Annotated in this window: 8 protein-coding genes; 7 read left to right on the top strand and 1 reads right to left on the bottom strand. The window is 42.5% G+C overall.

Going from position 1 to position 12,029, the window contains the following annotated elements; genetic code table 11:
• Window positions 1-171 precede the first annotated feature (171 nt).
• The 7 genes from FXF36_RS05595 (at window position 172) to FXF36_RS05565 (ending at window position 11,261) form a co-directional block, all read left to right on the top strand.
• A complete protein-coding gene (locus FXF36_RS05595) occupies window positions 172-1,236 on the top strand; it encodes a branched-chain amino acid aminotransferase (protein WP_151622855.1) in 1,065 nt (354 codons plus the stop codon).
• Window positions 1,215-3,848 (top strand): bifunctional diguanylate cyclase/phosphodiesterase, encoded by a 2,634-nt coding sequence (locus FXF36_RS05590; protein ID WP_151622854.1) that lies wholly within the window; start codon window positions 1,215-1,217, stop codon window positions 3,846-3,848. The genes FXF36_RS05595 and FXF36_RS05590 overlap by 22 nt, the downstream gene beginning before the upstream one ends.
• 77 nt (window positions 3,849-3,925) lie before the next feature.
• Window positions 3,926-5,194: a serine hydroxymethyltransferase gene (glyA, locus tag FXF36_RS05585; RefSeq protein ID WP_151622853.1), complete on the top strand. Its 1,269-nt coding sequence runs from the start codon at window positions 3,926-3,928 to the stop codon at window positions 5,192-5,194.
• A 495-nt stretch (window positions 5,195-5,689) separates the two neighbouring features.
• Window positions 5,690-6,370 carry a hydrogenase nickel incorporation protein HypB gene (hypB, locus tag FXF36_RS05580; RefSeq protein ID WP_151622852.1) on the top strand — a complete coding sequence of 227 codons (681 nt, stop codon included), beginning with the start codon at window positions 5,690-5,692 and terminating at the stop codon, window positions 6,368-6,370.
• 72 nt (window positions 6,371-6,442) lie between these two features.
• Window positions 6,443-9,226, top strand: coding sequence for an FAD-dependent oxidoreductase (locus FXF36_RS05575; protein ID WP_174819721.1), 2,784 nt, complete (start codon window positions 6,443-6,445; stop codon window positions 9,224-9,226).
• A 114-nt stretch (window positions 9,227-9,340) separates the two neighbouring features.
• A complete protein-coding gene (locus FXF36_RS05570; RefSeq protein WP_151622851.1) occupies window positions 9,341-10,339 on the top strand; it encodes an alpha/beta hydrolase in 999 nt (332 codons plus the stop codon).
• A gap of 169 nt (window positions 10,340-10,508) precedes the next feature.
• A complete protein-coding gene (locus tag FXF36_RS05565) occupies window positions 10,509-11,261 on the top strand; it encodes a helix-turn-helix domain-containing protein (protein WP_151622850.1) in 753 nt (250 codons plus the stop codon).
• Between the two features lie 99 nt (window positions 11,262-11,360).
• Here FXF36_RS05565 and FXF36_RS05560 read toward each other — a convergent pair whose 3' ends face one another.
• Window positions 11,361-11,963: a cytidylate kinase-like family protein gene (locus tag FXF36_RS05560; protein WP_151622849.1), complete on the bottom strand. Its 603-nt coding sequence runs from the start codon at window positions 11,961-11,963 to the stop codon at window positions 11,361-11,363.
• Window positions 11,964-12,029 lie beyond the last annotated feature (66 nt).

The following is a 12,029-nucleotide window of genomic DNA, read 5'->3' as shown; positions in this document are numbered from 1 at the left end:
TTTAAAATTCAATGAGTATTCTTCTACAAGCAAGCTTGATAAGAATGACTCTTTGAATTTTTTAAACTGTGAATAGTAATAATTTAGTACACTAAAGTGTTGACGTATAAGGTCAAAAGTTAGATAATAAATTTCAGATTTATTGATTAAGGATAGCTTACGGAGGCAGAAATGGAAATCAGATTTGAAAAGCGTGAGAAATTAAAGGATAAACCAGATTGGAACAATCTTGGATTTGGAAAGTACATGACAGATTACATGTTCATCTGTGATTGGGATAGAGAGATCGGATGGCATGATGCAAGAATAGTTCCTGAGGGACCAATTGAACTTGATCCAGCCTGCATGACTCTTCATTATGCACAGGAGACATTCGAAGGCTTGAAGGCATATCGTCGTGAGGATGGCAAGATTCAGCTCTTCAGACCAGAAATGAATGCAAAGCGTATGATTAATTCAAATGAGAGACTTTGCATGCCAGCATTCCCAGTTGAGGATTTCGTTGCTGCTATCAAGGCGCTTGTTAAGACTGAGGAAGCATGGGTTCCTACACAAAAGGATACATCACTTTACATTCGTCCATTCATGTTCGCAACTGAGTCTGCACTTGGCGTTCACATGGCAAAGTCATACAAGTTCATGATTCTTTGTTGCCCAGTTGGAGCATATTATGCAACAGGTCTTGACCCAGTCAAAATTTTAGTAGAAAATGAACTTGTTCGAGCAGTTGCAGGTGGCACAGGCTTCACAAAATGCGGCGGTAACTACGCAGGTTCTATTGCAGGTCAGGTTAAGGCTGAGAAGCTTGGATATTCACAGGTTCTCTGGCTTGATGGCAATGAGAGAAAATACGTTGAAGAGGTTGGAACAATGAACATCATGTTCAAGATTGATGGTGAGATTTGGACAGCCCCTACAGTTGGAACAGTTCTTCCAGGTGTCACACGTGATTCCATGATTCATCTTCTGAGAGACTGGGGATATACCGTTAGAGAGGAGCGCCTCGCAATTGATGATCTTATGAAGGCTGGCCATGATGGCAAGCTTGAGGAGGTCTTCGGAACAGGAACAGCAGCAGTCATTTCACCAGTTGGCGAGCTTCGCTACAACGATGATGTTGTTGTAATAAATGGAGGTAAAACCGGCGAGCTTACCCAGAAGCTTTACGACACCCTGACAGGTATCCAGTGGGGAAGACTCGAGGATAAGTATGGATGGACTCAAGTAGTAGAATAAGTTATGAATTAGTTAATTATAGTGAAGACATACAGCAGGTTCAGGATGCTTTCTGTAAGGAAGGTGACATGTATGTCATTTGTATGTCAAAGACAAATGGTCAAATCACATCCTTCTCAGGCGAAAAGTCTGAGGAGGATTTTGTTGACGCTAATTTTTCAAGCGAAATTAAAAACAAGCTTTTAGAATCCTTTGTTGATGGCTCTCCAGAGAATGTTGTGGAGGTGGCTGCACCAGAGGATTATTTTATGTACAGGGCAGTTGCAATTCGTGGTGACGAGGGGAAGGTTATCGGTGCATGGCTTTGCTTTGGCATTGATAGAGGAAGCATTCCGGCAGGAACTTCTCTTCCTGAGAAGGTAAGCACCACTACTGTAGTTCAGTTTGATAAGGCCGTTGCACTTATGGAGACAGTTTCAAAGTGCTATTTCAAAGAGAAGTTATACAGTCACAAGCTCAAGGCAAGGCTTTCAGACGAGAAAAATGCTGGTCTTATCGCTGAGGACAAGCTCAAGAAAAACGAGATTATGACTGCAATCCTTCGTCTGATGGAGTCTGACGATTCCTTCATGAAGGTTTCAGGGGAAATATTAAAAGAGGCTGGCCTCTACGTGGGTTGTACGAATACCGGCCTTATTCAGTTGTCGACTGACGGTACCACAGCAGATATGATTATCGAGTGGAGCAGTCAGGAAAAGAGGCTTAGCGAAACCTTCAAAGGTATCCCTGTGGAGGAGCTTCCATTCATGAATGGAAAGCCTTACACTATTTCATCAGATGCAAGCTTACCAAAGTCTTTCGAAGATTTCTTTGGCAAGTTTGATATTAAGGCAGCGATTCTTCTGCCTCTTAACGTGAACGAATCAGAGGCAATGTACCTTTGCTTCGTTTCAATTGGTCAGGAAAGACAATGGAGTGTGGAGGATATCAGATTCGCAAATGATATCAAGCACATCCTATACAATATTTTAGTGAAGAAAATTACAGCCAATTCTCTGGCAAGCTCTTACTCAGCACTTACTGCAATTCTTCAGAATGCAGGATACGGCGTGGTGGTTGCTGATGTGGAGAACAGGCAGATTTTATATACTAACGACACCTTCAATACACTTTTTGAAAATGAAATTGACAGAGTTGCAGTTCAGGAATTAATCTTTGACAAACGATATGAGATTTCAGTTTTGAACGGCTATTCAGCAAATGGCTCGGGAAAATGGTTCGATATTTCCCTTCATAACATAAAGTGGGTTGATGAGCGTGAGGTACGTCTGATTACCTTCTATGACACTACCGAAATTCGATCTTACCAGAAGAAGGCTGAGAAACAGGCGCAGGAGGATTCACTTACAGGTCTTTTCAATCGTCAGGCCTGCGAGAAGGATATTTCTATCGAGTATCACGTGGCTAAAAAGCTTGGCAAAGAATTTGCTGTGCTTATGTTTGATCTCGACAACTTCAGTCACGTGAACGAGGGACTTGGCTATCAGGCAGGAGATGATTTGCTTGAATTTATAGCTCATAGCATCAACGACATTTCAGCAATCAGTGGAAAGTGCTACAGGGTTGGTGGAGATGAGTTTGCAGTGCTTGTGGACCATGAGCACTTCGACAGTCTTGATTTAGTAATTAAGAGGATTATGAATCTTTTTGATAATCCTTGGACTATAAAGGACCAGCAGTATTACTGCACAATCAGCATGGGTGGAGTTAAAGCACCTGCTGATATTACAGATGCGTCCGCAATTCTTACCCGCCTTACAATTGCTCTTCATGGAGTAAAGGACAGGGGCAAGAACAGCTTCGAATTCTATAATGAAAAGTCTGATGTGGTAATGGCAGAAAAGCTCAAGCTTGAACAGGCACTTCGCCGTGCTGTTGAAAAGGGCTGCAGAGAATTTTCTGTTTATTATCAGCCTATTATGGAATTCATTGGAGGTGTGCCAAATTGCTGCGGTGCAGAGGCTCTTGTGAGATGGAATTCTTCAGAGCTTGGGCTTATGATGCCTGACAGCTTTATCTACGAGGCTGAGAGACTTCGTCTCATTGGCGATATTGGTGACCATGTTCTCTATGAAGCTGCGAAGACCTGTAAGCATTGGAATGATTTTGGTCATCCAGAATACAAGGTTAATGTTAATATTTCAGTAGTTCAGCTTCTTCAGAAGGACTTCGTTGACAGAGTGGACAAGGTGCTGAAGGCTACAGCAATTGAGCCAAAGAATCTCACACTGGAGATTACAGAATCCATCGAGGTAACTGAGATGGATAATGTTGTTAATACTTTGTTTAAGATTAGAAATCTTGGTGTCAGGGTTGCACTGGATGATTTTGGTACAGGCTTCTCATCACTTAACCATATTCAAAAATTACCTATCAACACTATCAAAATTGGCAGGTCATTTGTTTCAGATATTGATACCAACGATTTTTCGAAGGCTTTTGTCAAGACAATATCAGACTTGGCAGACTCGCTTCACATGGATATTTGTGTGGAGGGCGTTGAGGACAGCAAGCATGTTGATTTGCTTGGGGATTATGCAGTTAATCTTGCACAGGGCTTCTTCTTTGATAAGCCTCTCACTAAGGAAGAGTTTGGTGAGAAATACATTTAATGATTACCGGTTCAGAGCATGGGCCTGAACTGATAACCATATAGAACCATTTTAGTAAGTAATAGAAAGGGAAAGTAATGTACACATTAAAGGACATCAAAAACACAGATCCAGAAATCGCAGAGGCTATTGTTAAGGAATACAATCGCCAGTCAGAACACATTGAGCTTATTGCTTCTGAAAACTGGGTATCACCAGCTGTAATGTCAGCTATGGGCTCAGTTCTCACAAACAAGTATGCAGAAGGTTATCCTGGAAAGCGTTATTATGGTGGCTGCGGCGAGGTTGACGTTGTAGAAGACCTTGCAAGAGAGAGAGCAAAAGAACTCTTTGGCTGCGAGTATGTTAATGTTCAGCCTCACTCTGGTGCCCAGGCAAACATGGCAGTTCAGTTCGCAGTTCTTCAGCCAGGAGACACAGTCATGGGAATGAACCTTGACCACGGCGGACATCTTACACACGGTTCACCAGCAAACTTCTCAGGTACATATTTCAATATCGTACCTTATGGTGTAAATGATGATGGCGTTATCGATTACGATGATGTTGAGCGAATTGCTTTAGAGTGCAAGCCAAAGATGATTATCGCTGGTGCATCAGCTTATTGCCGCAAGATTGATTTCAAGCGTTTCAGAGAGATTTGTGACAAGGTTGGTGCTGTCCTTTTCGTAGATATGGCTCACATTGCAGGACTTGTTGCAGCAGGTGTACATGAGAGCCCAATCCCTTATGCAGATATTGTTACAACTACTACACACAAGACTCTTCGTGGACCTAGAGGCGGTATGATTATGGCTACAGCTGAGGCTAACGAGAAGTACAACTTCAATAAGGCTGTTTTCCCAGGAATCCAGGGCGGTCCTTTAATGCACGTACTTGCTGGTAAAGCGGTTTGCTTTAAGGAGGCTCTTGACCCATCCTTCAAGGAATACGGTCAGCAGATTGTTAAGAACGCCCAGGCACTTTGCAAGGGCTTACAGGATAGAGGAATCAAGATTGTTTCTGGCGGTACAGACAATCACCTTATGCTTATCGACCTTACTCCATTTGAACTCACAGGTAAGGTAGTAGAGAAGCTTCTTGATGATGCTCACATCACAGCAAACAAGAATACAATTCCAAACGATCCTAAGTCTCCATTTGTTACTTCAGGTATCCGTCTTGGAACTCCTGCAGCAACTACACGTGGTCTCAAGGAAGAAGATTTCGATAAGGTTGCAGAGGCTATTGCCCTTGTAATCAAGGAGCAGGAAGCTGGTGTTGAGAAGGCTCGTGCAATTATTAAGGAGCTCACTGATAAGTATCCACTTCCAGGAGAAGCAGAGTTTAGAGCTGAGGAAGCCTAAAAGAATAAGTTATACACATAATTAGTTATTAATCCCTAAAGTTATTGACAATAACAATAATCTATACTAACTTTTTATATAGCTAAACCTTTATGGTTTCGCTGGGGAGTAGGATAGAAAGGGATAATGTATGAAAAAATGTGTATTCGGCCTTTTGTTAGGGGTGATTGTGTTATTTAATGCAATCAGCCCTAATTTTATTGCTCAAGCTGCTGAACTTGAGCCAGAGGCCAAACAGGATTATTGACATTGTTCACAATTTTTTTATAGATATGTTGTACAACATTCTGACTTGGAATGCATGCATTCCAAAAGATAATAGACACCTGTGTATTAATGATGTTTTGTACTAGATTTTATACGGGTTTAAGAATTGAACCTAATTGACAATATTTTATCAATTAGGTTATATTTATCCTACAAGGAAACTCGAAATTTATAATTGAGTTTATAAACTTGTGGCTTAATACCCAACAATTTTAATTCGGAGGAAATATGGAAGCTTACAAGGTTATTGAGGTAAAGCAGAGCATTTTTGAAGATAATGATGCTGATGCAGAGAAACTCAGAGGAGAGCTAAAGGCTCAGAAAACATTTTTAGTAAATCTTATGTCTGCCCCAGGTTCAGGAAAGACTACCACGTTATGCCAGACGATTTCTCGTTTAAAGGACGAAATGAACATCGGCGTAATGGAGGCTGATATAGATTCTGATGTGGATGCTGCCACTATTCAAAATGCTGGCGCCCGTGCAATTCAGATACATACTGGAGGCATGTGCCACTTAGACGCAGATATGACACGTCAGGGGTTACATGAATTTGGCACAGAAGATTTAGACCTTGTTTTTCTTGAAAATGTTGGAAATTTGGTTTGTCCGGCTGAATTTGATACCGGTTCATCAAAGAACGCTATGATTCTCTCAGTTCCAGAGGGAGACGACAAACCCCTAAAGTACCCACTTATGTTTTCAGTATGTGACGTGGTACTTATTAACAAATGTGACACCCTTCCGGTGTTTACAGAATTCTCAAAAGAGGCGGTAGAAGAACGAATTCACAAGCTCAATCCAAACGCTATTGTAATATTCGTTTCTGCAAAGACTGGCGAAGGCTTCGATGAATGGACTAATTGGTTGAGGGGCCAGGTAAGTTCATGGCAAAGCGAAGCAGAATAACAACGACATGTCTTTTTGAGGAAGTATAGATAATTGATTAAGGTGTTTAGTTAAAAGGAGGAAATAACTAATATGGGAATTGGACCAGATAACTTGGGCGATTTTTATCCAGATTGGGTAAACGACCTTAAGGATGAGGATCTTCGTCCAGAGATTCTTAAGCTTGGAAAGGTAATCACAGACCGTGCAAAGATTAAGCTTGGTCTCCAGAAGATTACAAAGTATGACCCAGAGTACTGGGCTGTTGCAAATCTTGCACCTACAAAGGAAATTGCAGAGCTTGCACTTTCTATGGGTGGCATTAGAAAGCCAAAGACTTTCAAGCAGCTTCTTGAAATCACAGGTCTTGATGAGAAGACTCTTGAAGAGAGATTAGAGAAGGCTAGCTGGACTGGTCTTTTAGAGTGGAACTACGAGAACGAAGCTCACGAGAAGCAGTGGGTTCTTCCTATGTTCGTTCCAGGTTCTGCAGAGTTTTCTAACATGAATCAGGATTTCCTTGCTGAGCATCCTGAGATGGGACGTTTCTTTGAGCGTATGAGCCGTCTTCCACTTGAGGGACTTACACACATGGTACCACCAGGAGGCGCTGGTATCGGTATGCACGTTATCCCTGTAGAGGACGCTATTTCAATGGAGCAGGAAGCAATCGGTCTTGAGAAGATTTCTTACTGGCTCGATAAATACGAAGGAAAGTATGCTAAGTCACCTTGTTCATGCCGTCTTTCTAGAAAGACATATGACGAAGGCTGCGCTGACGATCCAGAGGGTTGGTGTATCGCAGTTGGTGATATGGCAGACTACGTTGTTGAGACAAACAAGGGTGGTGTTTACATCACTCGCGAAGAGGCTCTTGAGATTTTCAAGCAGGCTGAGGACAACGGCTTCGTTCACCAGATCACAAATATCGATGGCGAGAACAAAATCTTCGCTATCTGTAACTGTAATGTAAATGTATGTTACGCACTTCGTACATCACAGCTTTTCAACACTCCTAATATGTCACGTTCAGCTTATGTTGCTCACGTTACAGCAGAGGACTGTGTAGCTTGTGGTAAGTGTGTTGAGAACTGTCCAGCAGGTGCTGTTAAGCTTGGTCAGAAGCTTTGCACAGCTGATGGTAAGCAGGTTGAGTATCCAAAGCAGGTACTTCCTACAGAGCGCAAGTGGTCTACTGACGAGTGGAACGATAACTATCGTGACACTAACAGAATCAACTGCTATGACACAGGTACAGCTCCATGTAAGACAGCTTGTCCAGCGCACATCGCTATCCAGGGTTACCTTCGTATGGCAGCTCAGGGTCGTTACAAAGAAGCTCTTGCTCTTATCAAGCAGGACAATCCACTTCCAGCTATCTGTGGTCGTGTATGTAACAGACGTTGCGAGGCTGCTTGTACAAGAGGTACAGTTGATGAGGCTATCGCAATCGATGAGGTTAAGCGTTTCTTAGCAGAGATGGATCTCAAGGCTGAAACACGTTACATCCCTAAGAAGATTGTTCCTTCACAGAAGGGTGAATTCACAGAAAAGGTTGCTATCGTTGGTGCAGGTCCTGCAGGTCTTTCATGTGCTTACTACTTAGCACTTAAGGGCTACAAGCCTACAATCTTCGAAAAGAGCAATCATCCAGGTGGTATGCTTCGCTATGGTATTCCATCATTCGTACTTGAGAACAACGTTATCGACGCTGAAATCGAAATCATCAAGGAGCTTGGTGTAGAGATTAAGTGTGGCGTTGAGGTTGGTAAGGACATTACTCTTGAAGAGTTACGTAGCCAGGGTTACAAGGCATTCTACGTAGCTATCGGTTGCCAGGGTGGTAACCTTCCAAACGTACCAGGTGACAAGGCTATCGGTACAGCAACAGCTGTTGATTTCCTTCACGAGTGCTCAGAGAACGAGAAATACGATATCAAGGGTGACCTTGTTGTTATCGGTGGTGGTAACGTTGCTATCGACGTTGCTCGTTCTGCAAGACGTGTTGGCAATGAAAAGGTATCTATGTTCTGTCTTGAGAGCAGAGACATCATGCCAGCTTCTCCAGAGGAAATCGAAATCGTAGAGGCTGAAGGCGTTGAGCTTAACTGCGGATGGGGTCCTAAGGAAGTACTTGTTGATGAGGCAGGCGCTGTAAAGGGTATCGTTCTTAAGAAGTGTACACGTGTTAAGGACGAGACAGGACGTTTCTCTCCACAGTATGATGAGAACGATACAATCACTGTAGAGTGTAAGCACGTTATCTTCTCAGTAGGACAGCGTAGCGTTTACGGAGATCTCTTCAAGGATTCTAAGGTTGTTATCGAGAGAGGCCCTAAGGCTGATGCTCTTACATACCAGACAGACGAGCCAGACATCTTCGTTGGTGGTGATATGTACACAGGCCCACGTTTTGCTATCGATGCTATCGCAGCAGGTCGTGAGGGTGCTATCTCTATTCATAGATTTGTTCAGCCACACAGCTCACTTACAATCGGACGTAACCGTCGTGACTTCATCGAGCTTGATAAGGAAAACCTCAAGATTGGTGATTACGATCACAGCCCACGTCAGATTCCTGGTGTTTCTAAGACAACAGTTGACGGAGAGCTTACATTCCGCGACAAGACTGTAGAGCTTACTGAGGAGCAGATCAAGGTTGAGACAGCTAGATGTCTCAAGTGCGGCGCTTCAGTTGTTGACGAGAATAAGTGTATTGGTTGTGGTGTATGTACAACCAAGTGCGAATTCGACGCAATCAAGCTTTACCGTGAGCATCCAGAGTGCTCTAAGATGACTCCATCTGAGGACAAGCTTAAGTACGTTCTTCCAAACGGATTAAAGCAGCATGTAAAGGTTGCTTTCAAGCATAGATAAAAATGCTATAATAAAGGTGCTACTTAATGTAGCACCTTTTTTTTGGCTTCCCCCTTTGGGGGAAGCTGTCAGCGAAGCTGACTGATGAGGGGAAAATAAAAGTAGGAGAATAACATGAAGGACATATATTTATTTGCCAATGGCATTGGCGAAACCATTCGCACGCTTATAATTGCATACCTTATTCTTACATTTGTATTTACGTTTTATTCAATTGCAAGAATGTATTACATAGAACATCGTTCAAATGATGTGGCTTCTGGACGTGCCAGATTAAAGGCACTACAAACTACTGGACGTTTTATGCAGTTCCCTGTGTATTCTATGGAAGAAATGGCTGGGGATAAACACAAACGTGATGCGAAGCTTATGTTTTTTCCTGCAGATAACCCAAAGAGCAAACGTTTTATGGTAGTTTTACCTGGTGGAGGATATGCCCATCTGTGCACAAAGCAGGAGGGATATCCTGTGGCAGCAGCTCTTAATCGAAAGGGAGTAAATGCATTTGTATTAGAATACAGAACAGGTTGTGATTGTGAGCCATTTGCTCCAATGGAGGATTTGGGAGTAGCTCTTAGATTCATTCAGAATGATTTAGATAGATTTAATGTAGAGATGGAAGGCTATGGCCTTATTGGATTTTCAGCAGGTGGTAATTTAGCAGGAATCTTTGCCAGTCATAAGTTCGGCTATCTGGATTATCAGCTTCCAAAGCCAGGGGCAGTTATTTTAGGCTATCCTTGGACCTGCGTTAACGATTGGCTACATCATCCATATTGGAATATCTGGATTGGTTTATTAGGAATTTGGCTTAGCAATAGAGGCAGCTTTTATATGTTTGGCCTTCGCCATATCAGAAAAGGCCGCACAATGCTTGATGTTCAAAAATACATCGAGGCAGACTATCCACCTACCTTTATGTATTCTGGCTCCTGGGACGTGCTAGTGCCTGCTAGCCGCCACGCAGATGTATTTGACGCTGCACTTTCGGCTAACGGCGTAAAGCACGTATATGAGAAGTATTTCGGCGTTCCACACGGCATTGGCCTTGGCATCCACACGAAGGCAGAAGGCTGGTTGGACAGAGCGGTTGAGTTTTGGGAAGAAAATTAAGCCTTCCCCCCTCTAGGGGGAAGGTGTCGACGAAGTCGACGGATGAGGGGAATACAAATTCTAATTTTCATAGAGTCTGATTCTACATGGATTCTAGCATACATAGGTACAATTCTTACGTTTTTTCATATAACCTTAAGGTGTAACAGGTAAAGCGTCAGGAGGTCACATGTTAGATTTAACGAAGACAGGTTCATTTATTTCTGAGATGAGAAAAGACAAGGGGCTTACTCAAAAGCAGCTTGCAGATTTAGTAGGTGTTAGTGATAAAGCTGTTTCTAGATGGGAAACAGGTAAAGGCCTGCCAGACACTAGCATCATGCCTGAACTATGTAAAGCCCTGGACATCAATATAAATGAACTATTGTCTGGTGAACGCCTGAACGCTGAGGCTTATAGTGGAAAGGCGGAAGAGATTATGGTTGATTTGGTAAAGGATGTTCAGAATAATAAGAAGGCAAGAAAAGCGGAAATCTTAGGATTAGTACTAGGGGTGCTGTTGTTGCTGCTTGGTTTATTTGGAATCATGGTTGTGGGCGGCAGTCAAGTGGTATATTTTCTGGATGCTCCATCATTTATTATGGTGCTGGCAATCCAGCTAATTATACTTGCAGCTGGCGGCCAGATTGGAAGTTTTGTTAAGGCATTTAAGCTTGTTTTTAGAAGTAAAAGTCTTGCTGAAAGTGAGCTTATGGAAAATGTGGCTAAATGTGAGTATGCAATAAAAATCGCACAAAAGGCTGCAATACTGGGTGGAGTAATCTCTAGCATCATTGGATTTGTTACAGTGTTTGCCATCGTATGGCGAAAAGCTTATGATGTCCTTGGCCCAAACATGGCAGTAGCTGTATTGTCACTTTTCTATGGCGTGCTTTTTGCACTGCTCCTGATACCAATCCAGGGCAGGTTACATAATATGTAGTAAATAGGGATTGTGGCGCCCGACACATGTGGCAAGTAGGTTGAAACAAAAAAGAAACATCGCCAATAAATGACGATGCCTCTTCAGCTAATTCCCTATTTATTCGGGATATACCTCAGCTAATTTACATATGGTTTCTACACAAGTGGCTTCGCCGAGTGTTCCACTGTCCAGGATAACGTCATACTCTCTAAAATCACCCCAGTTTTTATCAGTGTAATACTTGTAATATGTTTTACGCTGCTTGTCTTTTTTTGCTAGGCGCTTCTCAATACTGACATTCTCAATATTTTCGTAGCGCTCTAATACACGTTTCTTGCGGTGCTCCATATCTGCGTGAATCATTATATTCATGCAGCGGATGCCTTCCTTGCGAAGAATATAGTCTGCACAGCGACCTACTATAACGCAAGGACCTTTGCTTGCACACTCAAGTATAACCTTTTTCTGTGCGATGAAAATCTCGTCCTGTGGGCTCTGGAAATACATGGTGCCAGCAGCCGAGATATCAAACCACATTGCAGTAGAAGAAGTATACTCTCCTTGGGTCTCGATTAGCTCCTTGGCATAACCGCTTTCAACTGCTACTCTATTTACAATTTCCCCATCATAAAAAGGAATGCCTAATTGTTTTGCAACAGCTTCTCCAATGCTATGACCACCGCTGCCAAATTCTCTTGAAATAGTAATTACTGGATACATAGTGGTTCCCCTCCATTTGAATTTTTGCTAGATATAAAAGCTTTAGGTAAAATTTTTACCTACTAT

Source organism: Pseudobutyrivibrio xylanivorans (genome assembly GCF_008935055.1).
Taxonomy (GTDB): Bacteria; Bacillota; Clostridia; order Lachnospirales; family Lachnospiraceae; genus Pseudobutyrivibrio; species Pseudobutyrivibrio xylanivorans_A.
The sequence above is the reverse complement of the archived record's forward strand: the minus strand, read 5'-3'. Positions and strand labels throughout refer to the sequence as shown.